At 70.7% G+C, this 26,407-nt stretch carries 26 protein-coding genes, 1 tRNA gene and 2 pseudogenes; 12 read left to right on the top strand and 17 right to left on the bottom strand.

The features are described 5' to 3' along the window. The first annotated feature begins 18 nt into the window (after nucleotides 1–18). Nucleotides 19–1,059: a methyltransferase gene (locus RCR19_RS20230; protein ID WP_331269497.1), complete on the top strand. Its 1,041-nt coding sequence runs from the start codon at nucleotides 19–21 to the stop codon at nucleotides 1,057–1,059. A gap of 90 nt (nucleotides 1,060–1,149) precedes the next feature. Here RCR19_RS20230 and RCR19_RS20225 read toward each other — a convergent pair whose 3' ends face one another. The 7 genes from RCR19_RS20225 to RCR19_RS20195 form a co-directional block, all read right to left on the bottom strand. Continuing rightward, nucleotides 1,150–1,482: a TcmI family type II polyketide cyclase gene (locus RCR19_RS20225; RefSeq protein ID WP_059127001.1), complete on the bottom strand. Its 333-nt coding sequence runs from the start codon at nucleotides 1,480–1,482 to the stop codon at nucleotides 1,150–1,152. A 20-nt stretch (nucleotides 1,483–1,502) separates the two neighbouring features. Next, nucleotides 1,503–1,982, bottom strand: coding sequence for an SRPBCC family protein (locus RCR19_RS20220; protein ID WP_059127000.1), 480 nt, complete (start codon nucleotides 1,980–1,982; stop codon nucleotides 1,503–1,505). A gap of 1 nt (nucleotide 1,983) precedes the next feature. After that, complete coding sequence (locus RCR19_RS20215) at nucleotides 1,984–2,238, bottom strand: acyl carrier protein (protein ID WP_331266407.1); 255 nt, start codon at nucleotides 2,236–2,238, stop codon at nucleotides 1,984–1,986. Nucleotides 2,239–2,334: 96 nt separating this feature from the next. Further along, nucleotides 2,335–3,579 (bottom strand): ketosynthase chain-length factor, encoded by a 1,245-nt coding sequence (locus RCR19_RS20210; protein ID WP_331266406.1) that lies wholly within the window; start codon nucleotides 3,577–3,579, stop codon nucleotides 2,335–2,337. Then, entirely contained in the window at nucleotides 3,576–4,844 is a 1,269-nt protein-coding gene (locus tag RCR19_RS20205; RefSeq protein ID WP_331266405.1) for a beta-ketoacyl-[acyl-carrier-protein] synthase family protein, read from the bottom strand. The genes RCR19_RS20210 and RCR19_RS20205 overlap by 4 nt, the downstream gene beginning before the upstream one ends. Then, nucleotides 4,841–5,308, bottom strand: a complete 468-nt coding sequence (locus RCR19_RS20200; protein WP_331266404.1) for a cupin domain-containing protein — start codon at nucleotides 5,306–5,308, stop codon at nucleotides 4,841–4,843. Before RCR19_RS20200 ends, RCR19_RS20205 begins: the two co-directional genes overlap by 4 nt. A 64-nt stretch (nucleotides 5,309–5,372) precedes the next feature. Continuing rightward, nucleotides 5,373–6,512, bottom strand: a complete 1,140-nt coding sequence (locus RCR19_RS20195; protein ID WP_331266403.1) for a SchA/CurD-like domain-containing protein — start codon at nucleotides 6,510–6,512, stop codon at nucleotides 5,373–5,375. Nucleotides 6,513–6,716: 204 nt separating this feature from the next. Between RCR19_RS20195 and RCR19_RS20190 the strand changes: the two genes are divergently transcribed. The 6 genes and pseudogenes from RCR19_RS20190 (at nucleotide 6,717) to RCR19_RS20165 (ending at nucleotide 12,077) form a co-directional block, all read left to right on the top strand. After that, nucleotides 6,717–8,384, top strand: a complete 1,668-nt coding sequence (locus RCR19_RS20190) for an FAD-dependent monooxygenase (protein ID WP_331266402.1) — start codon at nucleotides 6,717–6,719, stop codon at nucleotides 8,382–8,384. A gap of 142 nt (nucleotides 8,385–8,526) precedes the next feature. Beyond that, on the top strand, nucleotides 8,527–9,078 hold the full coding sequence (locus RCR19_RS20185) for a SigE family RNA polymerase sigma factor (protein WP_059126993.1): 552 nt from the start codon (nucleotides 8,527–8,529) through the stop codon (nucleotides 9,076–9,078). Continuing rightward, nucleotides 9,071–9,646, top strand: coding sequence for a hypothetical protein (locus RCR19_RS20180; RefSeq protein WP_331266401.1), 576 nt, complete (start codon nucleotides 9,071–9,073; stop codon nucleotides 9,644–9,646). Before RCR19_RS20185 ends, RCR19_RS20180 begins: the two co-directional genes overlap by 8 nt. A gap of 111 nt (nucleotides 9,647–9,757) precedes the next feature. After that, the gene (locus tag RCR19_RS20175) at nucleotides 9,758–10,357 is read left to right on the top strand and encodes a hypothetical protein (RefSeq protein WP_331266400.1); all 600 of its coding nucleotides are present in this window, start codon (nucleotides 9,758–9,760) and stop codon (nucleotides 10,355–10,357) included. Between the two features lie 411 nt (nucleotides 10,358–10,768). Next, a pseudogene (locus RCR19_RS20170) lies at nucleotides 10,769–11,119 on the top strand (GNAT family N-acetyltransferase); the annotation flags it as partial. Between the two features lie 355 nt (nucleotides 11,120–11,474). Next, a complete protein-coding gene (locus RCR19_RS20165) occupies nucleotides 11,475–12,077 on the top strand; it encodes a hypothetical protein (RefSeq protein WP_331266399.1) in 603 nt (200 codons plus the stop codon). Between the two features lie 337 nt (nucleotides 12,078–12,414). Here RCR19_RS20165 and RCR19_RS20160 read toward each other — a convergent pair whose 3' ends face one another. Continuing rightward, entirely contained in the window at nucleotides 12,415–12,675 is a 261-nt protein-coding gene (locus RCR19_RS20160; protein WP_331266398.1) for a hypothetical protein, read from the bottom strand. 112 nt (nucleotides 12,676–12,787) lie between these two features. Here RCR19_RS20160 and RCR19_RS20155 point away from each other — a divergent pair. Then, nucleotides 12,788–13,161, top strand: a pseudogene (locus RCR19_RS20155) (tyrosine-type recombinase/integrase); the annotation flags it as partial. An 84-nt stretch (nucleotides 13,162–13,245) separates the two neighbouring features. On the opposite strand, the gene RCR19_RS20150 reads toward RCR19_RS20155, so the two are convergent. Further along, a tRNA-Thr gene (locus RCR19_RS20150) sits at nucleotides 13,246–13,319 on the bottom strand. Nucleotides 13,320–13,546: 227 nt separating this feature from the next. Between RCR19_RS20150 and ugpC the strand changes: the two genes are divergently transcribed. The 3 genes from ugpC to RCR19_RS20135 all read left to right on the top strand — a co-directional run bounded on the left by ugpC (nucleotide 13,547) and on the right by RCR19_RS20135 (nucleotide 16,150). Then, nucleotides 13,547–14,683, top strand: coding sequence for a sn-glycerol-3-phosphate ABC transporter ATP-binding protein UgpC (ugpC, locus tag RCR19_RS20145; RefSeq protein ID WP_331266397.1), 1,137 nt, complete (start codon nucleotides 13,547–13,549; stop codon nucleotides 14,681–14,683). Between the two features lie 237 nt (nucleotides 14,684–14,920). After that, nucleotides 14,921–15,367: a hypothetical protein gene (locus RCR19_RS20140; RefSeq protein WP_331266396.1), complete on the top strand. Its 447-nt coding sequence runs from the start codon at nucleotides 14,921–14,923 to the stop codon at nucleotides 15,365–15,367. 51 nt (nucleotides 15,368–15,418) lie between these two features. Beyond that, nucleotides 15,419–16,150, top strand: coding sequence for a nucleotidyltransferase family protein (locus RCR19_RS20135; RefSeq protein WP_331266395.1), 732 nt, complete (start codon nucleotides 15,419–15,421; stop codon nucleotides 16,148–16,150). A 95-nt stretch (nucleotides 16,151–16,245) separates the two neighbouring features. Here the strand turns inward: RCR19_RS20135 and RCR19_RS20130 are convergent, their stop codons facing one another. The 6 genes from RCR19_RS20130 to RCR19_RS20105 form a co-directional block, all read right to left on the bottom strand. Continuing rightward, nucleotides 16,246–17,976 (bottom strand): DoxX family protein, encoded by a 1,731-nt coding sequence (locus RCR19_RS20130; protein ID WP_331266394.1) that lies wholly within the window; start codon nucleotides 17,974–17,976, stop codon nucleotides 16,246–16,248. A gap of 138 nt (nucleotides 17,977–18,114) precedes the next feature. Further along, the gene (gene rlmB, locus RCR19_RS20125) at nucleotides 18,115–19,056 is read right to left on the bottom strand and encodes a 23S rRNA (guanosine(2251)-2'-O)-methyltransferase RlmB (protein WP_331266393.1); all 942 of its coding nucleotides are present in this window, start codon (nucleotides 19,054–19,056) and stop codon (nucleotides 18,115–18,117) included. 95 nt (nucleotides 19,057–19,151) lie between these two features. Further along, entirely contained in the window at nucleotides 19,152–20,552 is a 1,401-nt protein-coding gene (gene cysS, locus RCR19_RS20120; protein WP_331266392.1) for a cysteine--tRNA ligase, read from the bottom strand. A 266-nt stretch (nucleotides 20,553–20,818) separates the two neighbouring features. Beyond that, complete coding sequence (ispF, locus tag RCR19_RS20115) at nucleotides 20,819–21,313, bottom strand: 2-C-methyl-D-erythritol 2,4-cyclodiphosphate synthase (RefSeq protein WP_331266391.1); 495 nt, start codon at nucleotides 21,311–21,313, stop codon at nucleotides 20,819–20,821. Next, on the bottom strand, nucleotides 21,303–22,091 hold the full coding sequence (ispD, locus tag RCR19_RS20110) for a 2-C-methyl-D-erythritol 4-phosphate cytidylyltransferase (RefSeq protein ID WP_331266390.1): 789 nt from the start codon (nucleotides 22,089–22,091) through the stop codon (nucleotides 21,303–21,305). Before ispD ends, ispF begins: the two co-directional genes overlap by 11 nt. 348 nt (nucleotides 22,092–22,439) lie before the next feature. Continuing rightward, nucleotides 22,440–22,922: a CarD family transcriptional regulator gene (locus RCR19_RS20105; protein WP_003953493.1), complete on the bottom strand. Its 483-nt coding sequence runs from the start codon at nucleotides 22,920–22,922 to the stop codon at nucleotides 22,440–22,442. Between the two features lie 629 nt (nucleotides 22,923–23,551). Here RCR19_RS20105 and RCR19_RS20100 point away from each other — a divergent pair. Continuing rightward, nucleotides 23,552–24,217, top strand: coding sequence for a DUF461 domain-containing protein (locus tag RCR19_RS20100; protein WP_331266389.1), 666 nt, complete (start codon nucleotides 23,552–23,554; stop codon nucleotides 24,215–24,217). Between the two features lie 205 nt (nucleotides 24,218–24,422). Here the strand turns inward: RCR19_RS20100 and RCR19_RS20095 are convergent, their stop codons facing one another. Together RCR19_RS20095 and RCR19_RS20090 are read right to left on the bottom strand one after the other, a co-directional pair. Next, nucleotides 24,423–25,103, bottom strand: a complete 681-nt coding sequence (locus tag RCR19_RS20095) for a response regulator transcription factor (RefSeq protein ID WP_009340348.1) — start codon at nucleotides 25,101–25,103, stop codon at nucleotides 24,423–24,425. Beyond that, nucleotides 25,100–26,368, bottom strand: coding sequence for an ATP-binding protein (locus RCR19_RS20090; protein WP_059126979.1), 1,269 nt, complete (start codon nucleotides 26,366–26,368; stop codon nucleotides 25,100–25,102). Before RCR19_RS20090 ends, RCR19_RS20095 begins: the two co-directional genes overlap by 4 nt. Nucleotides 26,369–26,407: the final 39 nt, after the last annotated feature.

The following is a 26,407-nucleotide window of genomic DNA, read 5'->3' as shown; positions in this document are numbered from 1 at the left end:
CAGCACATGACGACCACGATGCAGACCGCCGCGACGGCCGAGGCCCCGGCTCCGCCGCCGTCCATGCGGCTGAGGGAACTCGTCTTCGGGGCGGCCTGCGCCGCCGCGCTGCGCGCCGCCGCCCGGCTGGGCGTCGCCGACGCGCTGGGCGAGGGACCGACCCGCGTGGAGGACCTCGCGGCCACCGTCGGGACCGAGGCCCGGACGCTGCGCCGGCTGCTGCGTGCCCTGTCCTGCTACGGCGTCTTCGCCGAGCAGGAGGACGGGACCTTCACGCACACCGAGATGTCCCGGCTGCTGCGCGAGGACGACCCGAACAGCCTGCGCAACATCTCGCTGTGGTGCACCGAGCCCTGGACCTGGGAGGCGTGGCCGCGGCTGGACGAGGCGGTGCGCTCCGGCCGGAACGTCGTCCAGGAGCTGTACGGCAAGGAGTTCTTCGTCTATCTCAACGAGGACGCCCCCGAGTCGGCCGACGTCTTCAACCGGGCCATGACGACCTCGAGCACCCAGTCCGCACGGGACGTCGCGGAACTCCTCGACCTGTCGGGGAGCTCCTCGGTCGCCGACATCGGCGGCGGCCAGGGACATGTGGTGGCAAGCCTGCTGGAGAAGTACCCGTCGATGCGGGGAACCCTTCTCGACCTGCCCCGCGTGGTGGAGAAGGCCGACCCGCGGCTGCGCCCGGGAGGCTCACTCGCGGACCGGGTCACCATCATGCCCGGGGACTGCCGCGAGACCGTCCCGGTCGGGGCCGACGTCTACGTCATCAAGAACATCCTGGAGTGGGACGACGACAGCACCTCCCGGACGCTGCGCAACGTCATCGAGGCGGGTGGGCCCGGGGCGAGGGTCGTGGTCATCGAGAACCTCGTCGACGACACCCCCTCGATGCGGTTCAGCACCGCGATGGACCTGCTGCTGCTCCTCAACGTGGGCGGGGCCAAGCACACCACCGGGAGCATGGTCGACCGGCTGACCGGCGCCGGTCTGGTCGTCGACTCGATCCGGCCGGTCAACGCCTATCTGCACGCCTTCGACTGCACCGTCCCCGCGTGAGCGCTGCGGCCGGAACGTCGAGGCCGCACACCGTCGGTCGCCCGGTCCGCGGCTGACGCGGACCCGGCGACCGACGGCCGTGCGGACGGTTCACCTCGCTGCGTCCCGCTCCCAGAGGTAGAAGCGCTGCGCCATCGCGTCCTTCGGAGAGCGCCAGGTCGCGGGGTCGTACGCACTCACATACGCCGACAGCTGCTCGCTGATGTCCCGGAAGGCGGGGTGCTCGGCCACCTTGGCGATGGCCGGACCGGGCTCCCGCTCGGACTCGACGAGGTGCATGTACACATCGCCGAACTGGAAGAGGCTGCGCCGGGTGACCCCGACGAGGTGGGGCAGTTCTCCCCGGTCGGAGTCCTCGAACACCTTGGCGATGTCCGGGGCCGACCCCGGGGCCATGCGGGCGACGATGAGGGCCTGATGCATCAGCCTGTCCTCCGTCCGGCTCAGTCGGCCAGGGCCGGCGCGGGCCGGTGGCTGCGGGCGGCCTGCTCGATCCGGTCCCGGATCAGGGCCATCTGGACCTTGGAGTTGCGGTTGATGTTGTCGGTCATCCAGGCGTCGTCGACCGGCGCCTCCGGCTTCATCTCGAAGTCCTGGGTCCACGTCATCCGGGTGCCCTCGGGAGCCTCCTCGTACTGCCACCGGATGTTCATGTAGGCGAAGGGGCCGGGCTCGACGCGGCGGGCCTTGACGCTGAGCGCGTCGCGGTCGGTCTCCCGCTCCGAGACCCAGCTCCACACCGTGCCCTGCTCGTCGGGATGCATGGTCAGCCGGAAGGTCGTCCGGTTCCCCTCGCGGGAGAGCACCTCGCAGGACGCGTACTCGCTGAACAGCTGCGGCCAGTTCTCCAGGTCGTTGGTCATGTCCCACACCAGGTCCACCGGTGCGGCGATGGTGATGGCGTTCTCCGTGTGTCCGGCCATGTCAGGCTCCTGCCATAAGGGTGCTGTTGACGAGATCGAGGAACTGCCTGGGGGTCTTGCAGCGCTCCGCGTCCGGCGGCATCTGCGTGCCGTGCCGGTTCTCCAGTTCGCCCACGATGCCGAGCAGGCCGAGGGAGTCGATGCCGAGACTGTCGAAGGCGGAGTCGTAGCGCTGCTGCAGTTCCTGCGGGGCGACGGTGACTCCGGCCGCCTTCTTCATCAGTTCGGACAGTTCTTCCAGGGTGATTCGGCTCATTCGGTTCCTCTCCTTTGCTTCTGGGCGGCCTCACATCGAGACGTCGCCTCTTTCGGTCGTTCGCCTACGGGGCACCGGCCGGTGCCGAGAGCCGACTCACCCGGCGGCGCCGTGCCGCAGCACGAGCGCCGAGTTCGACCCCATGAGTCCGCGGCTGAGGATCAGCGCCGTGTGCAGATCCGCGGCGCGGGCACGGGTGGTCACCAGGTCGAGGTCATGGCAGATGTCGAAAACGTTGGGCGTGGGCGGGATCAGGCCGTGTTCCATCGCGAGCACCGCCGCCGCGGCGTCCAGTACGGGCGCCGCGCAATAGCCACGGCCGGTGCCCGTCTTGGGCGCCGTGACGGGCACGCGTCTGCCGTGCGCACCGAGGACGTCGGCGATGGCCAGCGCCTCGGCACGGTCCGCCTCCGGCACACCGAGGGCGTCCGCGAAGACCACGTCGATCTCCTCGGGCGCACAGCCGGCCTCGTCCAGGGCACCGCGGATGGCCTGGACGAGTCCCTCCCGGGAGAGCTCCCAGCGGGAGGCCCCGGTGAAGGTCGACGCGTGTCCCGCGACGGTGGCCCGCACATGCGCGCCCCGCTCACGGGCGGACGCTTCGTCCTCCACGACGAACATGGCGCCGCCCTCCGCGGGTACGAACCCGCGGGCCCCGGTGGTGAACGGGCGGTAGGCCCGCGCCGGGTCGTCGGACGTGCTGAGTTCCTCGTAGCCCAGCTGGCAGACCATCGAGTAGGGCGCCAGCGGTGCCTCGGTCGAACCGGCCACCATCACGTCGGTGCCCCGTTCCACGGCCCGTGCGGCGTGCGCGAGGGCGTCCAGGCCTCCGGCCTCGTCGGCGGCGACGACCGAGCAGGGGCCCTTGAGCCCCCGCCGGATGGAGATCTGGCCTGTGCTGGCCGCGTAGAACCAGGCGATGGACTGGTAGGGACCGACGAAGCGGCTTCCCTTGCCCCACAGCTGCTGCAATTCGCGCTGGCCGAACTCACCGCCGCCGGACCCGGCAGCGGTGACCACACCCAGGGAGAACGGCGATTGCGCGACGGTGTCCCGGCCGATCCGGGCCTCCTCCAGCGCCAGGTCGGCCGCGGCCATCCCGAAGTGGGTGAACCGGTCGGTCTGGACGAGGAAGCGCTCCTCGACCGCTGCCGCCGGCTCGAAGGCGCGGACTTCGCCGGCCACCCGCAGCGGCAGATGATCGCAGCCTTCGCGGGTGATCCGGTCCAGAACGCTCATTCCCTCCCGGGTGGACTTCCAGAAGGTGTCGGTGTTCGTTCCGTTGGGCGCGACGACGCCAATTCCGGTGACGGCAGCGCGCCTTCGGTGGAATGCGCTCATCCTGTCCTCTCCCTCGGCCGGTTCAGGACGACCGCGGACTGGAAGCCGCCAAACCCGCTCCCCACGGAGAGCACGCTGTTCAGCTTCCGCTCGCGGGCGACCCGGGGCACGTAGTCCAGGTCGCACTCGGGGTCCGGCGTCTCGTAGTTCGCGGTCGGCGGTACGGCCTGGTGCTTCAGGGCGAGTACGCAGGCCACGACCTCGATCGCGCCGATCGCACCGAGGGAGTGACCCACCATGGACTTGATGGAGCTCATGGGTGTGTCGTAGGCGTGATGGCCCAGCGCCCTCTTCACCGCGGCTGTCTCGTGCCGGTCGTTCTGCCGTGTGCCCGAGCCGTGCGCGTTGACGTAGTCGATCGCCGAACCGTCGAGACGGGAGTGGTCGAGGGCGTCCTCGATCGCCCGGGCCATCTCGAGGCCCTCGCTGGTCAGACCGGTCATGTGATACGCGTTGCCGAAGGTCGCGTAGCCGCTGATCTCGCAGTACACATGCGCTCCGCGGGCGCGCGCGTGTTCCAGCTCCTCCAGGACGAGCACCGCGCCGCCCTCGCCCATGACGAACCCGTCACGGTTGTTGTCGAAGGGACGGGAGGCGTGTGCGGGGTCGTCGTTGTTCGGCGACGTCGCCTTGATCGCGTCGAAGCAGGCCATGGTGATCGGCGAGATCGGCGAGTCCGACGCACCGGCGATGCAGATGTCGGCCCGGCCCTCCTCGACGGTGTGGAAGGCGTATCCGACCGCGTCGAGCCCGGAGGTGCAGCCCGTGGAGACGGTCTGCACGGGTCCATGGGCGCCGAAGCGTTCGGCCACCGCCGAGGCGAGCGTGCTCGGGGAGAACGCCCGGTGCAGCTGGGGCTGCGCCTCACGGTGGTCCACGTCCCAACGCTGCCCACCATGGCTGACCAGGACGTAGTCGTGCTCCAGCCGGGTGGTGCCGCCGACCGCGGTCCCCAGGGAGACCCCGATCCGCCAGGGGTTCTCCCGGGTGAGGTCGAGGCCGGCGTCCCGTACGGCTTCGTCGCCGGCGACGAGGGCGAACTGGATGTACCGGTCGGCACGTTCGATCTGCTCCGCGTCCAGCCCGTGGGCCGCCGGGTCGAAGTCGCACTCGGCGGCGATCCGCGAACGGAGGCCGGTCGGGTCGAAGAAGGTGATGCCCCGCGTCGCGGTACGGCCGTTGGCGAGCAGATCCCAGAACGCCGGCGCGCCGATGCCGCCCGGTGCCACGACGCCTATGCCGGTGACCGCCACGCGCCGGGTCATGACCGGACCTGACCTCGGTCGGCCTGCCCGGCACCTGCCACCCCGGCACCTTCCGCACCCGCCGACACCGCGACGGAGTCGGTCTCCTCCGTGTCCACGTGGCCGAGCTGCGGCCGCGGGGCCAGGGGACCGAGATGGAAGACGAGACGGGCCTCCTCGTCGCCGACGTTGCGGAAGCGGTGCCGCATGAAGGCGGGGATCATGAGTCCCTGCTCGGGCCGCAGCGGGTGAGGCTCGCCGTCCAGGTCCACCTCCAGCTTCCCGCAGATGACGTAGACGAACTCCTCGGAGTACGGGTGGTAGTGCTCGCCGATGCGGTCGCCGGGCTGCACGATGGCCACGCCCATGAAGCCGCTGGTGGAGCCGACCGTGGCCGGGGTGAGCATGGCGCGCAGATCGCCGCCGCGTCTGCGGTTGTGCTCGGTCTCGCTGAGATCCACGATCTTGGGACGGGTTTTGATCACGTCGGTTTCCTCCGTTGGTGTGCTGCGCCGACCTGGGCGTGACAGCCGTGCCCGGCGGGTGCCGTCAGGCTTCGGGCGACGACCGGCGGTCGGTGATGAGGTCCATGCGGGCGAGCGTGAGGAAGCGCGCGAGGTCGCCGCTCCCGGTGTCGGCGGCGCCGTCGAGAAGGGTCGTCAGCTCGGCCACCTGTGCGGTGTCCGTCAGGCCGAGGGACAGCGCGGGCTCGGCGTCGAGGCTGTCCTTCACATCGATCAGGCGCACCACGATGTCGTCGCGATGGAAGATCGTGCTGCCGCAGATCGGGCTGCGCGGGTCGTCCGCCGCCGCCTCGTCCTGCCGGGCCAGCAGCCGGGCCAGCTCCATCCCGCGGCCGTGCCTGGCCGGGTAGTGGAGGGCGTACCGCTCCGCCTCGGCACAGTGCTGACCGCCCGTCACATGGTGTACGGCCGGGACCGCCGCACGGGTGAAGAAGACCCTGGCGGCCTCGGCGTCGTTGAGGTCGCGCTCCTCCTCCAGGTACGGGTTGATCGCCTCCTCGACGGCACGAACCTCGGGCTGCCTGGCGACATGGCGCAGCGCCGTGAGCAGGTCGCCCTCCACCTCGATGGCCCGCACGACCCGGTTGCCGTGCATGAACAGCGAGGTGCGGCACAGCCGGGTGGTGTCGTCGACCTGAGCCTCGGGGGAGGCGTAGCCCTGGAGGATCTTGGCGACCTCCCGCTCGCTGCCCGGCCTGACGGTGAAGGTGAGCGCATGGCGGATCTTGCCGTCGCCGATCCGGGGTGCCTCCTGGAGCCGGCGCGTGGCGGAGGCGGACGGCATCTGGCGTCCCGTCTCGCGCACGATGTGGAAGCGCAGCGAACGGGTGTCCCGGACACAGCTGTGCAGTGGCCGCACCATCTGCACGTGCTCCTCGCTGTTCACCCAGTCGAGGAAGGGCGGAGCGCTCTCCCACTCGCTGGTGATGAGCCACTGGGACGGGTTCTCGATCGACTGACAGAGCTGGTCGCTGACGTGTCCGGGTACGGACGCGACCTGACTGCACAGCTGTTCGTACGCTTCAAGAAACTGCTGCTGGGCTCCGTCGTAGACGTCCACGAGCAGCACGACACGGAGTGGAGAGCCGTCGAAGACGGACTGGGAGACCCGTCTCGACACCTGTCGCGTCAGCGGTTCTGAGACACGTTCAGACGTTGTGGTCATCCTGAGCACTTCTCCTTCTCGGGGCAGAGGTCAACGTCGAGCCGCGGGTGACGCGACGTCAGCGTTCCTCGATCGTGTGCCGGTCGCAGAGAGTGCGCGACTCGGATGAACCACGTGGGTGACTGGGCACTCGGACCCGCTCCCCGAAGGGCATGGAAACTGCGGGGCGCCCCCGCACCCGCTCCTCTGCTCCGGGAGGCATCGATGCGCGAAGAAGCCGACCACCGCGTTCCGGTCCTGATCGTCGGCGGCTCCCTGGTGGGCCTGTCCGCATCCCTTTTCCTGGGCCGTCACGGAGTACGGCACACCCTCGTCGAGCGCCACCCGGGAACCTCCGTCCACCCGCGTGGACGAGGCAACAACGCACGAACGATGGAACTGTTCCGGGTGGCCGGCATCGAACAGGACGTCAGAACGGCGGCGTCGCTGCTGACGGACAACCACGGCATCCTGCAGGCCCCGTCACTTCTCGGCGACGCCGGCGCATGGCTGTTCAGGCACATCGACCCGGACGGCGGACTCGCCCGGCTGAGCCCCGCCACCTGGTGCCTGTGCAGCCAGAACGACCTGGAGCCCGTCCTGCTGGACGGCGCCCGCGAACTCGGCGGCGACCTCAGGTACTCCCATGAACTCGAATCCTTCGTGCAGGACCCCGAAGGAGTGACCGCGGTCGTGCTCGACGGGACCACCGGGCGGCGGTACACCGTCCGCGCGGACTACCTCGTCGCGGCCGACGGCCCGCGCAGCCCGGTCCGCAGAAGCCTCGGCATCGCGCAGACCGGGCCCGGTGACCTCTTCGCCAATGTGAGCGTCACCTTCCGCTCCCGGCTGCTCGCGGACGCGGTCGGCGACCGGCGCTTCCTCTGCTGCTACCTGATCGGGCCCGACGCCGACGGGGCCCTCCTGCCCGTCGACAACAAGGAGAACTGGGTCTTCCACGTCCCCTGGCACCCGGAGCGGGGCGAAAGGCCCGAGGAGTTCACCGACGAACGGTGCGCGCGGCACATCCGCCGGGCCACCGGGGTCAGGGGCCTCGATGTGGAGATCACCGGCAAGGCGCCCTGGCAGGCCGCCGAACGCGTCGCGGAGCGGCTCTCCTCCGGCCGTGTGTTCCTCGCCGGGGACTCCGCCCACGAGATGCCCCCCACCGGGGCGTTCGGTTCCAACACCGGCATCCAGGACGCCCACAACCTGGCCTGGAAGCTGGCCGCCGTCCTCGGCGGCTGGGCGGGGCCCGGACTGCTGGAGACCTACGACACCGAGCGCCGGCCGGTCGCGCTGGCCACGGGCGCCCGCGCGTCGGCCCGGTCCGTGGAACACGGACACCCGGGCTTCGCACCGGCCCGCAGCGTGGGGGCGGGCGAGAGACCGAGCGGCCTGCTCAACCTCGTCCTGGGCCACCGCTACCCCGACGGCGCGGTCGTGGGCACCGATCCGGCTCGAACGGTTGTGCCCGCCACAGCGCGGCTGACCGGTGAACCGGGAAGCCGCGCACCCCATATGTGGCTGCGCCGCTCCGGCACACGACTGTCCACGCTCGACCTGTACGAGCGCTCGATGGTGCTGCTCAGCGACGCACGGGGCGGGGCGGGATGGCACGAAGCCGCCCGCCGGGTCGCGGACCTGGGCCCCGTGCGACTCGTCGCCCACCGGATCGGCACGCATCCCGACGGCGCGGACCTGATCTGCGACGAGGACGACGAGGAGCGGGCCGACTGGGCGCGGGTCCACGGCACCACGCCCGGGGGCGCGGTCCTGGTGCGGCCGGACGGGTTCGTGGCGTGGCGGGCGGAGCGGACCACCGCGGACCCGGAGGCGACGTTGCGGGCGGTCCTGACGTCGGTCCTCCGGACGGACCGGGCCGTCACCTGAAGAGGTGGCCTTCACGGTCCGGGTGGATACCGCGCCGGCGTCGCATCGGTGCGAGGGCGCCGGATCCGGGCGGCACGATAGGGTGCGCATCGTCGAGCACCCGGGTGCCTGGGATCCACCGGGGCCCGAAACGGGAAGAGGCATGCGGCAGCCCGAGTACCCGCCGGAACGGGGCGTGGATGAGCGTGAGTTCGACGCCTTCTACACCGCAAGCGTCGGCCGTCTCATAGGCCAGCTCTACGCGATGACGGGCGACCTCGCGGAGTCGCAGGACGTGGTGCACGAGGCCTTCGCCCGGGCCTGGGAACGCCGGGCGCAGCTGGATCTGCACGGCGCACCCGAGGCGTGGGTGCGCACCGTGGCGTGGCGACTGGCGGTCAGCCGGTGGAGGCGGGTCCGCACCGCCCTCGCTCTGGCCCGTCGGCAGGGCCCGCCTCCCGCCGTACCACCACCGGAGCCACACCACGTGGTGCTGGTCGAGGCGCTGCGGCGACTTCCCGAGGCTCAGCGGCGTGCCGTGGTCCTGCACCACCTGTGCGATATGTCGGTGGAGCAGGTCGCCGCCGAGACCGGCTCTCCGGTCGGTACGGTCAAGGTGCACCTGAGCCGCGGACGGGCAACTCTGGCCCGGCTGCTGTCCGATACGGAGCTGGATCCCCGGGCGGGGCGACTGCCGGAGGGGGAGCATGGCTGACGAGACCGAACTGGGATGGCGCCTCGCCGAACTCGCAGAGTCGGGAAGGAGCCACACGGTGCCGCTCGCCGCGCACCGGGTGCGAGCCCGTGGCGAGCAGCGGCTGCGACGCAGGCGGACGACTCTGGTGACGGCGGTCGCGTCACTTGCCGCCGCGCTGGTCGCGGGTGGACTGGCGCTGGCCGGATCCGCCCACGGGCCGCAGCAGCCCACGGCCACACCGGCGCCGGCTCCGCCCCCCTTCGTGCGCCCGTCGCCCGGCCCGGGCGAGGAGTACGCCAGCGAACTGGGTTATGTCTACGGCGCAGTGGCCGAGGGCGACACCGTACGCGTCACGGTCCGGCAGCTCCGCGGCACGATCCGGGGCACCGCCTCCCCCACCGGCGTTGTGCACGCGCTGACGCTGCCGCGTGCGACTCTCGTCGAGACACGGCGGCTCTCCGGCGGGCATCCCGCGGACATGCAGCTCGGTCAACTGGTCGAGCGGCTGGCGGACGGCCCGCGCTGGACGTTCTGGATCGACTACGACAACGAAGGGCGTGTGGAGTCCCTGCGGGAGGCCGGGTGATCCCCCGATGAGCTGTTACGCCTTCATGACATTCCCGGTGTAACCCGCAGGGTGCGGCACCGCGTAGTGCCCGTGTATCCCGACCGCACCCGACCCGATCGGACGCCGCCCATGCTCATCTCACGCCGCCGAAGCGTCGCCGGAGCCACCGCCCTCGCCCTCGCCGCCCTTGTCCTCACCGCCTGTTCGGAGGGCGGCGCCCAAAGCCGGGCGGTCACCTCGGCCCCCGCCGCGGTGACGACACCGGCCACCTCGACCGCCTCGGCGACCGCTTCGGCTTCGGCTTCGGCGTCCGCCTCGGCCTCCGCGGCAGCCCCGACAACGGCACCGGACCCGACGGTGACAGCGGGAGCTCCGGGGCGCTGGGCGGACACCAAGCAGTTCATGCAGATCACCGATGCCTGGATCAGCGACGGACGGACCTACCTGTCGGTCCGATCGGCCCGGAAGCAGGCAGCCACCGGCGACATCGAGGCCTGGCAGATCATTCCGGGCCGGGGGTCCTACAGCACCGTGTCCATGGCCACGGGCAGCCGGATACTGCTGTCGGTCCCGCTGGGGGACAACTCGGTCCCCTACCCCTACTCCCAGGCCGAATTCGTCAGACGGATGAAGCGCCAGTCCCCGACGTACCTCGAAGGACTTGGCTTCGACCTCACGTTCGACGGCAACGGCCGGGTGACCCGGCTGCAGTCGCTGTACACCCCGTGACACGGGTGGCACCGCCTCAACCCGAGTCGAGGACCGGCAGCCGTACGGCGGGGCGCGGGAACGGACAGGTGACCCGGTGTGCGCGCGGCCGGTCCGGCACGTACGGTTCGGCCACTGCGGGCGTCACCTTCCGTGGATTGGGCGGTACTTCCCACCCGCGACGACGAACCTGGCTGTCCCGAGCCACCTGCGATCCGAGGCAGTCGCCCTCTTGTCGCCGGGCCGCGCCCCGGGCCCTCGAGGGAAGCGATCTGGCATGTCCCACCTTGCCTGAACAAACCGCTGGCGCCCATGTCCCGCCACCGCCACGCTGAGCGAGACGATCACCTCCGGGAGGCCGTGTCCCCGGACGCATTCCTCCCGGCCCCGCCTGGACCCCCGGCTGCGCGGCAACTCCCCAGTGACCACCCTGCACTTCGAAACCTGGAGGAGGCCGTGGGCGAGGACGACGCCGGGGAGGCCGCTCTCGGGGAGATCACCTCGCCGGCCTTCGTGATGCGCGTGGGCGGCAGGGTGGTGGCCGCTGCCGGATACCGATCCTGGCCGGGGAGGGTCGCGCATCTCAGCGTGCTGACCGATCCCGCCTGGCGAGGACGAGGCTTCGCCAGGGTGGCGGCTTCGGCAGCCGTGACGCATGCATTCGCGGCCGGACTGCTGCCGCAGTGGCGGGCCCGGCCATTCGCGTCCCGGCGGGTTGCGGCCGCCTTGGGATTCCGGGAACTCGGTGCCCAGCTCAGCATCAAGCTCGCCGGCTGCCATTGAACTGACTCCCAAGCCGAGATCCTGGAGGTTCGCCGTCACGCGCCGCTGGTCGGCTCGGGCCCTCCCGCCGAGGCGGCTTCACCGCAGGGGCGCGACATCGGCACCACCGGACCCTCCGACTGGACGTCCCGCCCCTGTTCACCCGGACGTGGACCGGTTGGAGGCGAAGCCCTGCGCGTGCCCGACCGGCCGCAATGACGAAGGGCGCCCCGGAGGTTCCCGGGGCGCCCTTCGACCGCCGGGGACGTGCGCGCAGGCGGGGTCTCCCCTGAACGAGCATGGCCACTGCCGAATGAGACGGAGCCCCCGCATAACTCAGGTGACAGTTGGCTGCGGTCGGCGCTAGCGTGCGGCGGTGATCAGCGATAGGGGAGTACGCCTGGGTGCGGAGGCTGCACGTCGCCTGACACAGACAGGCCTCTATGAGTTCGAGCCGGGGCTGACGGACGCCGAGTTCACGCACATCGAGCGCGAGTACGGCTTCGAGTTCGCGGACGACCACCGAGCATTCCTTGCGGCCGGGCTCCCGATCAACGTCCCTCCCGAGGACGGGCAGACCTGGTCCAGGCCCTGGCCGGAGTGGCGGGGCGGCGATCTAGACAGTTTGCGTCGACAGCTCGACTGGCCGGTCCACGGTGTTCTGCTCGACGTTGAGCACAACGGGTTCTGGTACGAGGGCTGGGGTGAGCGTCCAGCCGACGGAACGGCAGCACTGGCTACTGCGCGGCATCATCTGGCGGAGGCGCCGGTGCTGGTGCCCGTGTACGCCCACCGATACCTGCCTGCCGGCCGGGGAAGCTTCGGGCATCCAGTGCTCTCGATGTGGCAGACCGACATCATCTATTACGGCCTGGACCTGGCCGACTACATGCACCAGGAGTTCGACGAGGCGCGGGGCGAGGTCGACGAGAGCTGGAACCCGCGTGCGACGGCCCTCTTTTGGCGGGACCTCGTCTAACTCCCTGGCGAGCCCGGGCGTGCGGCGGGCGCCCTCAGCTTGGGAAACTTGGGTTTTCCGGCGGCAGATACCGCGCTGACCTGCGGCGAGGCGATGTTGGGGCCTTGGCCGTTGTTCCCCGCTTCGCTGCTGTACAGCACCGGTCCAGCAGTCATCGATGATGTTGGTGAATCGAGTTACAGCAAAGCGTCTTCCGGCGAGTGTCACGTCTCTCATGGCCGTTCATCTCCCCCGGCAACGGTCAGTTCTTCTGGATCTGATGCGGCAACTCCCCCGCCTGTCAACGTCGGTCAGCCATCGCGCGGCCCAGCGGCGGCCAACGCTCTTGCAGATCCGATCAAGAACGCGCCGTCACGGCGTACGCCGACGCGACAAGGCCCACGCCCGGGACGGCGATCTCTGCCGCTGTGAACCAGCCGGCGATCAGCAGTAGGACGCCGGCTCCCCAGAGCCGCGGCTCGCGCACACGCCGTCGCAGCCAACGCCCGGAGATGCGTCCGAACAGCACTGCCTGCACGCCCAGCACGACGCCCGCAACCGCAAGTGCCGGCAAAACGGCCAGTACAGCCAATGCCATGAGTCCCGCCGCAGCGCTCATGGCGCCGCCCCTGAGCCCGTCGTAGCCCCTGGGTCAGTGTGGCACGCACTGCAGAAGCGGCGGCCAGCAGCGCCAGGACGGCGATGTACTTGGAGGAGCGCCCACGACGGGCTGCCTTGCGGCACTCCGCTGGCACCGGATGCGACGGTCGGATGAGGCGAGGCTCAAGGGAGTGGAGCTCTCCCCGCCCTCGTACGTCTTCACCACTCGCACCGGTCGCCCGATCGACCCGCAGAACGTCACCCGGTCGTTCTTCCGCATCGCGGCCGCAGCGGGCCTTCGCCGCATTCGTCTGCACGACGCCCGGCACCGCTGCGCCACGCTCCTCGCAGCGGCCGCGGCGTGGCTCCCCGGGTCGTGATGGAGATCCTCGGTCACAGCCAGATCAGCATCACCATGGACCTCTGCACCCAAGTGACGTCGGACACACAGCGCGAGGTCATCAGCCACCTGGACGGCCCGCGCAGGGCACCGCCTCGGGCATGAGTGACCGCCGCGCCCGACGGCACCGTGGACGTCGAACGCCCCGGACCGATCATGGTCCGGGGCGTTGGTACTGCTGGGCAGGGGAGCCCCCTGTCGGATTCGAACCGACGACCTTCGCTTTACAAGAGCGGCGCTCTGACCAGCTGAGCTAAGGAGGCGCGCACGGGCGTGCCCGAGCAGTGTACCCAGGTCCCGGACCGTGCCCGTCGAAAATTTCCGCGAAGTTCACAGTCCCCCAGGTACTGACATAGCGGTGAACGCCAGGTACGGTCCTGAACCAGTTCACCCGTGTGGACTACACCACCACGACGGAACCCCGTAGTGGCAACCACCTTTACAACGGATCGTCCGGCACGTTCCTGCCGGTGAAGGGGGCCCATTCACCATGGCCACTGTCTCGTTCGACAAGGCGACCCGGATCTACCCCGGTTCCCAGAAGCCCGCCGTCGACTCGCTCGACATCCAGATCGAGGACGGGGAGTTCCTCGTCCTGGTCGGCCCGTCCGGCTGCGGCAAGTCCACCTCGCTCCGCATGCTGGCGGGGCTCGAGGACGTGAACTCCGGCACCATCCACATCGGTGACCGCGACGTCACGCACCTGCCGCCCAAGGACCGGGACATCGCCATGGTGTTCCAGAACTACGCGCTCTACCCGCACATGTCCGTCGCCGACAACATGGGCTTCGCGCTCAAGATCGCCGGCGTGAACAAGGCGGAGATCCGCAAGAAGGTCGAGGAAGCCGCGAAGATCCTCGACCTCACCGAGTACCTGGACCGCAAGCCGAAGGCGCTCTCCGGTGGTCAGCGCCAGCGTGTCGCCATGGGCCGCGCCATCGTGCGCGAGCCGCAGGTGTTCCTCATGGACGAACCGCTGTCGAACCTCGACGCCAAGCTCCGTGTCTCCACCCGTACGCAGATCGCGTCTCTGCAGCGCCGCCTCGGCATCACCACCGTCTACGTCACCCACGACCAGGTCGAGGCCATGACGATGGGTGACCGCGTGGCCGTGCTCAAGGACGGTCTCCTCCAGCAGGTGGACTCGCCGCGGAACATGTACGACCGCCCGGCCAACCTCTTCGTCGCCGGCTTCATCGGTTCCCCGGCCATGAACCTGGTCGAGGTCCCGATCACCGACGGCGGCGTGAAGTTCGGCAACAGCGTGGTGCCGGTCAACCGCGAGGCGCTGAAGGCCGCCGCCGACAGGGGCGACCGCACGGTGACCGTGGGTGTCCGCCCCGAGCACTTCGACGTGGTGGAGCACAACGGTGACGCCGCCGCGTCCCTGTCCAAGGACACCGAGGACGCCCCGGCGGGCCTCGCCGTCTCCGTGAACGTCGTCGAGGAGCTCGGCGCCGACGGTTACGTCTACGGCGCGGCCCAGGTCGGCGGCGAGACCAAGGACCTCGTCGTCCGCGTCGGCGGCCGCCAGGTCCCCGAGAAGGGCGCGCAGCTGCACGTCGTGCCGCGTCCGGGCGAGACCCACGTGTTCTCGACCTCGACCGGCGAGCGTCTCTCCGACTGAGCTCCGCCCACCGGACGCACCGCACCGATCCGCCCCACGGCGGGTCATGCCTCCCGGCACTGACGAAGAGGGCCCCGCAGATCACTGCGGGGCCCTCTTCGTTGTCGATAAATACCCCAACATAAGAGGCATTTCACCTGAGTGCGTCAACCCCCTACCCAGAAATCGTCGCTTCTTCATCCCCCGAACCGGTGACTAATTGTCGCCAAATCACTACCCCGCGCTACCCTCACTCGCGTGAAGCACACCACTACTCCTCGGACACGGCGCGGCCGTGGCCCCGCCCGCCGCATCGGGCGCACCCTCGCCCTCGTACTGCCCGTCGTCCTGGTGCTGTCCGGGACCCTCGCGGTCGCCCGCGTCAACTGGTCGGGAGCCCATTCCAACTCGGTGCTCGCCGCCTCCTCGGGAGACGTCTCGACACGCGCCTCCTCCCGTGCGCCGCAGGACACGCTGCGCGACAGGCTGCTGCTGGAGCTTCAGGAGAAGGACCCGGGCACCGCGCTCACCCACCTCCAGCAGGCCGTCAACGGCCGCCCCTCCCTCGCGAAGCACTGCGTGGCCATCGCCCGCGCGCTGGGACGCGCCGCCGTCCGTGTGTACGGCCCCTCACGCGCCCAGTCCTACGCCCGTCCGGTCTGCGACACCTCCTTCGCCTCGGGCGTCGCCGCACAGCACGGCTGAGGGCCCTCTTCAGCCCCGGCTTGGACGGGACGCGCGACGTACAGTTCGGTCATGACCGATCCGAACGCCGCCGCGCGCCCCGTCCAAGCCGTCATCCTGGCCGGTGGCCAGGGCTCCCGGTTGCGCCCGTACACCGACGACCGGCCGAAGCCGATGGTGGAGATCCCGGGCACCGGGACCCCGATCATCGGACACCAGCTCACCTGGCTCGCCGAGGAAGGCGTCACCGACGTCGTCGTCTCCTGCGGCCATCTCGCCGACGTCCTGCAGAAGTGGCTGGACACGTCGGACCTGCCCGTCCGCGTCACGACGGTCGTCGAGTCGGAGCCGCTCGGCCGCGGTGGCGGCCTGCGGTACGCCGCCGGGTACCTCCCGCACCCCGACCGGCCCTGGTACGCGACGAACGGCGACATCTGGACCCGGTTCTCGCTGCGCGACATGGCGGACTTCCACACCGAGCGCGGCGCGGTCGCCACCCTCGCCCTGGCGCGCCCGCGCATCCCGTGGGGCGCGGTCAAGACGGACGGCTTCGGGCACGTCACCGACTTCATCGAGGCCCCGCCGTCCACGTTCGAGATCAACGCGGGTGTCTACGTCTTCTCCGCCGGGTTCGCCGAGATGCTCCCCGAGCGCGGCGACCACGAGCGCACCACCTTCCCCCGGCTGGCCCGGGAGCGCCGGCTGGCCGGCTTCCCCATCCCTCAGGGCGCGTACTGGCGGGCCATCGACACCGCGAAGGACCTCACCGAGGCGGCGAAGGAGCTTGCGACGCTGGTGCGTTGAGGTTCCGCCGGAGGCGTCGTCCCGTACGTCCTCACCCGAAAAGGGGTCCCCGCACACCGAGTGTGCGGGGACCCCTTTCGAAGGAACCGGCCCAACTACCCCAGCAGGCCGCCCACCAAATGCTCGGAGCCCCCCGAGCCGCTCCCTCCGCCGTGGCCTCCACCAGTGCTTCCGCCGCCGCTCGCTCCGCCCGAGGGGCCGCCCGTGCCGTTGCCGCCCGAGGACGACGGGCCCGCGCTCGTGCTCGGGGCCTGCTGTGCCGGCGCCGAGTGACGCGGCGGAACCTGGCCACCGCTGCCCTGCGTCTGGCTCGGCCGACCGCCCGACACCGTGCCGGTCGCACCGGGCGCGTCCGGCGTCCGGGCCGGGCCGGACGGCGACGACGTCGTGCCCTGCGGGGACGCCGGGGAACGCGAGGCCGAAGGGCTGGCCTTGTGCTGCTGCTCGCCCGGCGTCTCGGGCAGCGGCGAACCGGGCAGTTCGTTGCGCGGCGCGTCGCCGGGTCCTGGCACGACCACGCGGTCCGCGTCCCGCACCGCCCCGCCGAGGAGCGATCCGACCAGCAGCGTCACGCCGGTCACGAGGGCCGTCACAAGCGCCCCGCGCCGCAGTACGTACTGCCGCAGCTCCCAGATGTCCGCCCGCGGCCCGAGCCTGCGCCACGCGCCGCCCGCGAGCCGGGCATCCACGGAGTACACGGGCGCCCCGGCGATGATCAGCGGCGACCAGGCGGCGAGATAGATGATGTCGGGCGTGTCGTACGACGGGGTGGTGTGCCAGCTCACCGTGACGATCAAGGCGGCCGCGAGCAGCGCCCCCGCCGAGGCCGCGACCCGCTGCCACAGGCCGAGGACCGTGAGCACGCCGACGATCACCTGGAGGAAGGCGATGACCAGCCCCGTGCCGACGGGGTGGTGGAGTGCGAACTGCCGCAGCGGCTCGGCCGCTTCCCAGGGGTGCAGCGAGTTGAGCCATGTGGTCATCGAGCCCCGCCTGCCACCGTCGAAGTAGACGGGGTCGCAGAGCTTGCCCATTCCCGAGTAGACCGAGATGGAGCCGAGGAAGACACGCAGGGGCAGCAGCACCACGCCGAGGTTCAAACGGCGGCCGGGGTAATAGGCGTGCCGCACATGGTCCCCGCCGTGCCGCCGCGCCCGCGGCTCCCGCCTTCCGGCCCCCGCGCCGTCCGCGAACCGGGCGTCGTCGTAGGGGGATCGGGGATGATCGGGTCCGCCGTAGGCGGGGTCGTCGTAGCCGGGTGCCGCGTAGGCGGGTTCGTCGTACGCGCTGCCGGCGCTCCGCATCTGCGGCAGCAGCCGGGTCTCGCCGCGACGGTGACCGCGGGGGGCGCCGACGACCGGCGAGGGCAGGGTCCGGTCGTCACCGTAGCCGCCGGCACCCGGCAGGTCCTCGACTCCGATGCGGGGGATGACCCGGGTCGCCCGCGCGTCGGCCGTCGGGTCGTCGCCGTGGCGCACGCTCGAACTCCGTACGGCCTGCAGCAGCCGGTGGGCGCCGGTGTCGTCGGGTGCGGACCTGCCGCTCCAGACGACGGGCCTACGGCGGCCGTCGGCCTCTGCGGCTCTGTCCGCCGAACCGGCGGCGGGCATGTGCAGGCCGCTCTGCGCGATACCCGAGTACCGGACGAGCCGTGGGGACGGGCCGCGCCGCGTGGACGCGCCCAACCGCACGCGGAAGCTCGCGTGATTGACGATGACCTGCGCCGGATCGCTCGGCACCTTCACCATGCTCAGCACGGGGGTGTCGTCGAATCCCGACGATCGGTCCCCCGTCGGTGTGCGGGGCGTTCTGGTCTCCACACTCATCTAACCGAGTGAGGTGTGATTAGGACACTGCTCCGACCGCGCGGATCTGTCCGGACCCCGTCAAGCTTGTCCTGTACGACCGAATGACCCCGTACGGGCGAGGGAGCGAACGACTGTTCACGCCCTCGGCCTCGGGTGTCAGGCCCGTCGACGGGCCGCCTCGTACAGCACGATGCCCGCCGCCACACCGGCGTTGAGCGACTCGGCGCCACCCGGCATCGGGATCCGCACCCGGACGTCGCACGTCTCGCCGACCAGTCGCGACAGCCCCTTGCCCTCGCTGCCGACGACGATCACGACCGGCCCGCCCAGGGCGTCCAGCTCGCCGAGCTCGACGTCCCCGTCGGCGGCCAGCCCGACGACCATGATGCCCGCCTTCTGGTACGCCTCCAGGGCACGCGTGAGATTGGTGGCGCGCGCGACCGGCGTACGGGCCGCCGCGCCCGCGGAGGTCTTCCACGCGCCGGCCGTCATCCCGGCGGCGCGCCGCTCCGGCACCACGACCCCGTGTCCGCCGAAGGCGGAGACGGACCGGACGACGGCGCCCAGGTTGCGCGGGTCGGTGACCCCGTCCAGGGCGACGATCAGCGGGTCCTCGCCCTCGTCGTAGGCCGCGTCGGCGAGGTCCTCGGGATGGGCGTACTCGTAGGGCGGGACCTGGAGGACGAGCCCCTGGTGGTTGAGTCCGTTGGTCATCCGGTCGAGCTCGGGGCGCGGGGCCTCCATGAGGTTGATCCCGCCGCGCTCGGAAGCGAGCTGCAGCGCCTCGCGCACACGCTCGTCGTTGTCGATGAACTGCTGGACGTAGAGCGTGGAGGCGGGCACGCCCTCGCGCAGCGCCTCGGTGACCGGGTTGCGCCCGACGACCAGTTCGGACGAGGACCTGCCACCCGTACGACGCTGCTGCGGACGCCCCTGCGCGCGGCGCGACTTCGCCTGGGCCGCACGCTGCTTGGCGTGCCCCTTGCGCATCTCGGCCGGCGGTGTCGGGCCCTTGCCCTCGAGGCCGCGGCGCCGCTTGCCGCCGCTGCCGACCTGCGCGCCCTTCTTGCCGGACATGCGGCGGTTGTTCGCGGCCATGACCTACCCGTCTGTTGAAGCGTCGTACGTATGTCTATGCAGTGTGCCGCCCGGAGGGCCGGGCGGCACAATCGATCATCGGATCCGGTGCCGGCTCAGCGCGGGCCGAGCGACCAGCGCGGACCCTGGGGGCCGTCCTCGATGACGAGCCCCGACTGGTTGAGCTGGTCGCGGATCCCGTCAGCGGTCGCCCAGTCCTTGCGGGAGCGGGCCGCCTCGCGCTGGTCGAGGACCATGCGCACCAGGGTGTCGACGGCGCCGTGCAGGTCCTCGCCGCGGTCGCCCTCCCCGGCCCACTCGGCGTCGAGGGGGTCGAGGCCCAGGACACCGAGCATGGCCCGCACCTCGGCGAGCCGGGCGACGGCGGCGTCCTTGTCGTCGGCGGCCAGCGCGCTGTTGCCCTGCCGGACGGTGGTGTGCACGACGGCGAGCGCCTGCGGCACACCCAGGTCGTCGTCCATCGCCTCGGCGAACGCCGGGGGCACCTCGTCGGCGGGCTCGACGACCCCGCCGGCCTTCTCGACGACACGCTGCATGAAGCCCTCGATACGGGCGAACGCGGACTCCGCCTCGCGCAGGGACTCCTCGCTGTACTCGATCATCGAGCGGTAGTGCGGCGTGCCGAGGTAGTAGCGCAGGACGATGGGCCGCCACTGCTTGACCATCTCGGAGACCAGCACCGAGTTGCCGAGGGACTTGGCCATCTTCTCGCCCGCGATGGTGACCCAGGCGTTGTGCAGCCAGTACTGGGCGAACGCGTCACCGAAGCCCTTGGCCTGGGCGATCTCGTTCTCGTGGTGCGGGAAGATCAGGTCGATGCCGCCGCCGTGGATGTCGAAGGCCGACCCCAGGTACTTGTGGGCCATCGCCGAGCACTCCAGGTGCCAGCCCGGACGGCCGCGTCCCCACGGCGTCTCCCAGCTGGGCTCGCCCGGCTTCACCGCCTTCCACATGGCGAAGTCACGCGGGTCCCGCTTGCCGATCTCGCCCTCGTCGGCGGGCTGGCGCAGATCGTCGAGATCCTGCTTCGACAGCGACAGGTAACCCGGCAGCGAGCGCACGTCGAAGTAGACGTTGCCGTCGGCCTCGTAGGCGTGTCCGCGCTCGATGAGCCCGCGCATCATCTCGACCATCTCGGGCACATGCCCGGTGGCGCGGGGCTCGTAGCTGGGCGGGAGGCAACCGAGCGCGCGATAGGCATCGTTGAACGCGCGCTCGTTCTCGTAACCGATGGCCCACCACGGGCGGTTCTGCTCGCGGGCCTTCCGGATGATCTTGTCGTCGATGTCCGTGACATTGCGGACGAACGTCACGTCCAGGCCGCGGTACGCGAACCAGCGGCGCAGGATGTCGAAGTTGAGGCCGGAGCGGATGTGCCCGATGTGCGGCGGGGCCTGCACGGTGGCGCCACACAGGTAGATCGAGACACAACCCGGCTTGAGCGGGGTGAAGTCACGGATCTGCCGGGCGCTGGTGTCGTACAGGCGAATAGTCACGAGTCCAGGGTAGTGGTCCGGAAGGAGTGCCTCACGCGCCTTGCGGTCAAGGGCCATGCATTCGTGACAAACGGTTCGCCCGCAGGTATCCCCCCGCCCACCTCCGGGGCGACCGGCGTCCCGGACCACGACGCCCGCCCGGGGTCGCGGTCCGGACGTCTCTTCGCCGCCGGTGTCACCACCGTGCCGGACAGCCGGGCCGGCCGTCCCGGAGCGCCTTCGGAGCCTCCGGCGCCGGGTGATGCTCCGGTTGCGTCCGTGCGCCCTCAGTCCACCCGCACCACGAGCGCGGTGGCGATCGCCATCAGCCCCTCGTCGCGCCCGGGGAAGCCGAGACCGTCCGTCGTCGCACCTGACACCGAGACCGGTGCCCCCGCCGCGTCCGAGAGGATCTTCTGTGCCTCGTCGCGGCGCTTGCCGATCTTCGGGCGGGGCCCGACCACCTGGACGGCGATGTTGCCGATGGCGAAGCCCGCCTCGCGGACGATCCGCGCGGCCTCCGTCAGCAGCGTGACCCCGGACGCACCGGACCACTCGGGCCGTCCGGTGCCGAAGTGCTGCCCCAGGTCACCGAGGGCGGCCGCGGAGAACAGCGCGTTGCACGCGGCGTGTGCGACCACGTCCGCGTCCGAGTGGCCGGCGAGTCCCGGCCCCTCGCCCTCCCACTTCAGACCCGCGCACCACAGCTCCCGCCCCTCTTCGAAGGCGTGGATGTCGGTCCCGATGCCCACCCGGGGCAGCAGCGGCGCCTCAGAAGCCATCGGTCAGCCTCCTGCGCGCCAGGACCGCCTCGGCCAGCACCAGGTCCAGGGGGCGGGTGACCTTGAACGCCTCCGCGTGACCGGGGACGACCACGACCCGCAGCCCGAGCTGCTCCACCATGCTCGCGTCGTCCGTGACGTTGTCCGTCACGGTCTCGTGCGCGCGGATCAGCGTCCCGCGGTCGAAGCCCTGCGGGGTCTGCACGGCGCGCAGCCGGGCACGGTCGGGCGTGGCGACGACAGGCTCCGGCTGGTCGGCCTCGGCCGCGGGCTCCACCTCCTTGACCGTGTCCGCGAGCGGCAGGGCGGGCACCACGGCCGGCGCACCCTCGCGCACCGCCTCGATCACCGCGTCCACCGTCTCCACCGGGACCAGCGGGCGGGCCGCGTCGTGCACCAGGACGATCTCGTACTCCGGCGGCAGCGCGTCGAGGCCCAGCTTCACGGACTCCTGACGCGTCTCCCCGCCCGGCACGACCAGGAAGTCGGTCCGCTCGGGCAGCGCGTGCGCGTCGAGCAGCGACTTGACCTCCGCGGCGCCGTCCGGCGGCGCGACGACGATCACCAGGGACACGGCACGGGACGCGGCCATCGCGCGCACGGCGTGGATGAGCATGGGCGTGCCGTTCAGCGCGCGAAGCGCCTTGGGGGCGCCCGGACCGAGGCGCACACCTCGGCCCGCCGCCGGGATCACGGCCGCGATGGGGGTCCCTGCCCGGGCGGAGTCCGGGGTTTCCGTCAGGGTTCCGGTGAGCGAAGGGCGCGAATCGTCAGACATCGGTTCCTGTCAGGTTTGTGTGCTCGGCCGGGATGGGTATGGCCACAGCGTGCCGGGCGCGAGGCCTTGACCGGACCCTTCCGTGACCCCGGTCGAGCCGACTGCCCGGGCCCGGCACGCCAAGTATCGGGGGTTTCCCGTGTCCGGGGGGTGTCCCGCCGGGGTACGGAACGAGGGCAGGGCTTCACCATTTCGGCAGAGCATGACGTCGAGACGTCCGGGTATGAACATGCCGCAGCGCCCGGCGACAGCTACTGCGTCATCGGGCACCGCGGCATGTGCAGACGTACTGCGCGCTGCTCCGTCCGTCACGCTCCCGGCCGGGGAGCGGGTGGGGCGGGATGGGCGTCAGGACGCGAGGACCTCGTCGAGCAGAGCCTCGGCCTTGTCCTCGTTCGTGTTCTCCGCGAGGGCGAGTTCGCTCACCAGGATCTGCCGGGCCTTGGCGAGCATCCGCTTCTCACCGGCGGACAGTCCGCGCTCGCGCTCACGACGCCACAGATCGCGGACGACCTCCGCAACCTTGATGACATCGCCGGAAGCGAGCTTCTCCAGGTTTGCCTTGTATCGACGCGACCAGTTCGTGGGCTCCTCGGCGTACGGCGCACGCAGCACCTCGAAGACCCGGTCCAGCCCGTCCTGACCGACCACATCACGCACGCCGACGAACTCCGCATTGTCCGCTGGCACACGTACCGTCAGGTCGCCCTGGGCGACCTTCAGCACCAAGTAGGTCTTGTCCACGCCTTTGATCTGGCGAGTTTCGATGGCCTCGATCAGCGCGGCCCCGTGATGGGGATAGACCACGGTGTCGCCAACCTTGAACGTCATGTGACAGGTACCCCTTCCGTGGCTATCCAGGGTAACACGGAAACGGCGTCTTCTGAATGGCGTTTTCGCAGGTCAGGGCATATCTCGGGGCTTGACAACCACAACAGGAACGTGCTGCGAGGGGGCGACGGAAGACGGTATTCGCAGGTCGGAGCCGCTCTGCGGGTGAAGAGAAACGCGCACGTTACACACATCGAGGGCACCTGACTAGGTCCAAAATGCCCCTTTATGCCCTCCCTCAAGCGATCGACTTCCGCTACTCCGTTCGGCGCCTCATGGCCACCGCGAGACGAATCCGGAATTGATCACGGCACACGGTGATCCCGCCGTTGATCGGTTGATCGATTTTCGGCCCCTCGGTGCATTTCCTCGCGGAAAACCACCGAGACGCCGGAGACGCTTATGTGAATACTGGACGACGTGAGGTCAAAGTGGCTGAGGAGATGCATGGGATCGGTGTGACGGAAGCGACTTCGACGGGCGCCGCAGGGAGGCCCCGCATGCCTTGGGGCGGGTCGGGTGCGGCGGCTCCGGAACGGCTCGGTAACCTAAGGCCGCTGACAGACACTTAGGGCGGCTTTATCAGGGAGTCGCCCTGCACCGCCCACGTTCAAGGAGTTGCCGCCGCCGTGAGCAGCAGCATTCGACGCGGCGCCCTCGCCGCCGCCGCCATCGCGTTCTCGATCACCTCGCTCGCCGCGTGCGGCGCCGGCAACAACGCCCAGACGCTCGAGGTCAAGCCCGACAACGCGGCGACCAGCGTCGGCGACATCAAGGTCCAGAACGCGATGGTCATCACCCAGCCCGACCCGAAGGCCGGCGGCCCGGCCGTGGTCTCGGCGACCATCTTCAACACCGGCACCACGTCCCAGACGCTGGACTCGATCAGAGTGGAGGGTGACGGCTCCGCCGAGATCTCGCCGGCCAAGGGCGGCGGCAGCGTGACCGTCCCGGCGGGCGGCTCCCTGGTGCTCGGCGGCAAGGACAACGCCACGGCCACGCTGAACAACATGGACGCCGCCGTGCAGAACGGCAACGCCCAGAAGATCACCTTCTCGTTCAGCAAGACCGGCGAGGTCAACCTGCGGGCGTTCGTGGTCCCGGCCGAGAGCTACTTCACCAAGTGGGGGCCCAGCAACATCCCCTCGACGCCGTCCCCCACGGGCTCGCCGTCCGAGCACGCCACCCCGACGGAGTCGGCCACGGGTACGCCCGCCTCGGGCGCGCCCGGCACGCCCGCGGGCGAGGAGCCGGGAAGCGACACGACGACGGAGTCGGGCTCGTCCGAGCAGTGACAACGGGCCGGGACACCGGCGTCCGGTGACCGCTCCCTCCGCCGTGGTGCTCGCGCGGCGGCGGAGGGAGCGATGCCGCGGAACCGGAACGCACGAAGGGCGGTACCCCTCCTGGGGGTGCCGCCCTTGATCGTGCCGTGCGCGCGCGTGAGGGCTGTTCAGGCCCCGCTCAGGGGCCGTTTCCGGCCGACGCGCGCCGGTCGGCTCACGGCTCGAACTTGTAGCCGAGGCCGCGGACCGTGACCAGGTAGCGCGGGGCACCCGGGTCCGGCTCGATCTTCGCGCGCAGGCGCTTGACGTGGACATCGAGGGTCTTGGTGTCGCCCACGTAGTCGGCGCCCCAGACACGGTCGATGAGCTGCATACGGGTCAGGACGCGGCCCGCGTTGCGCAGCAGCATCTCCAGGAGGTCGAACTCCTTCAGCGGCAGGTCGACCTTGGAGCCGGAGACCGTGACCACGTGGCGGTCGACGTCCATACGGACCGGACCGGCCTCCAGCGCGGCCGGGGTGACCTCCTCGGGCTCCCCGCGGCGGCGCAGGACGGCCCGGATGCGGGCGACCAGCTCACGCGAGGAGAACGGCTTGGTGACGTAGTCGTCGGCCCCTATCTCCAGGCCGACAACCTTGTCGATCTCGCTGTCCTTGGCGGTCACCATGATGACCGGGACGTTGGAACGGCCGCGCAGCTGGCGGCAGACCTCCGTGCCCGGCAGGCCGGGCAGCATCAGGTCGAGCAGGACGAGATCGGCGCCGTTGCGCTCGAACTCGTCGAGACCGTCGGGCCCGGTGGTCGCGATGGCGACCTCGAAGCCCTCCTTGCGGAGCATGTAGGACAGGGCGTCGCTGAAGGACTCCTCGTCCTCGACGACGAGTACTCGGGTCACGGAAGGACCTCCGGGGCGGGAAGCGGTTCGTACGGGGATGTGACGGTGGTCGTCCCGTCGGGCCGGCCGTCCTCGTCGTCGAGTCCGGACGGGTGATCGGTCGCACGGTCACGGGCCGCACCCGCCTCCGGCAGCCGCAGGGTGAAAGTGGAGCCCTGACCCTCGGAGCTCCACACGGTGACCTCCCCGCCGTGCGAGGCGGCCACGTGCTTGACGATCGCGAGACCCAGCCCCGTACCGCCCGTGGCACGGGAGCGAGCCGGGTCGACGCGGTAGAAGCGCTCGAAGATGCGCTCCTTGTCCTTGTCGGAGATGCCGATGCCCTGGTCGGTCACCGACACCTCGATCAGATCCCCGCCCGAGGCCGACATCCTGCGCGCGGCGATGCCGACGCGGGTGCGGGCGGGCGAGTAGTTCACGGCGTTCTCGACGAGGTTGCCGAGAGCGGCGGCCAACTGGCCGCGGTTGCCCCACACATGCAGATCGGCGGTGCCACCGGCGGCCATGGTGATCTGCTTGGTGCCGGCCTGGTGGCGGCAGCGGTCGATGGCCTCGGCGACCAGTTCGTCCACGCGCACGGGCTCGGCGTCCTCGAGGGGGTCGTCGTTCTGCACCCGCGAGAGGTCGATGAGTTCCTGCACGAGGTTGGTCAGCCTCGTCGCCTCGATCTGCATACGGCCCGCGAAGCGCTCCACGGCCTCGGGGTCGTCGGAGGCGTCCATCACGGCCTCGGAGAGCAGCGACAGGGCGCCGACCGGCGTCTTCAGCTCATGGCTGACGTTGGCCACGAAGTCGCGGCGCACCGCCTCTATCCGGCGGGCCTCGGTGAGGTCCTCGACGAGCAGCAGCACGAGCCGGGAGCCGAGGGGCGCCACGCGTGCCGACACGGCCAGGGCCTCGCCCCGTCCGGTGCCGCGGCGCGGCAGGTCCAGCTCGACCTGGCGTATCTCCCCGTCCCGCCTGGTGTCACGTGCCATCTGGAGCATCGGCTCGACGGCGAGCTTGCCGCCCCTCACGAGTCCCAGGGCGTAGGCTGCCGAGCTGGCCTTCACGACGGCGTCGGCCTCGTCCAGCACGACCGCCGACGAGCGCAGCACGGACAGCACGGTGTCGACGCCCGGCGGAAGCACGGGGTCGGTGTGCAGGGAAGTGCGGGTAGGGCGCTTCTGGTCGCGCTCGCTCCAGCGGAACGCCAGCATGGCGATCACGCCGGTGAGCACCCCGGCGATCGCTGCCGCTGCGGCGACCGCCGCGTTCACGTCCATGCACCCAGGTTAGGCACGTCAGGACGCCGGACCACAGCC

This window comes from Streptomyces sp. WAC07094 (genome assembly GCF_036320405.1).
GTDB lineage: Bacteria > Actinomycetota > Actinomycetes > Streptomycetales > Streptomycetaceae > Streptomyces > Streptomyces lannensis.
The sequence above is the reverse complement of the archived record's forward strand: the minus strand, read 5'-3'. Positions and strand labels throughout refer to the sequence as shown.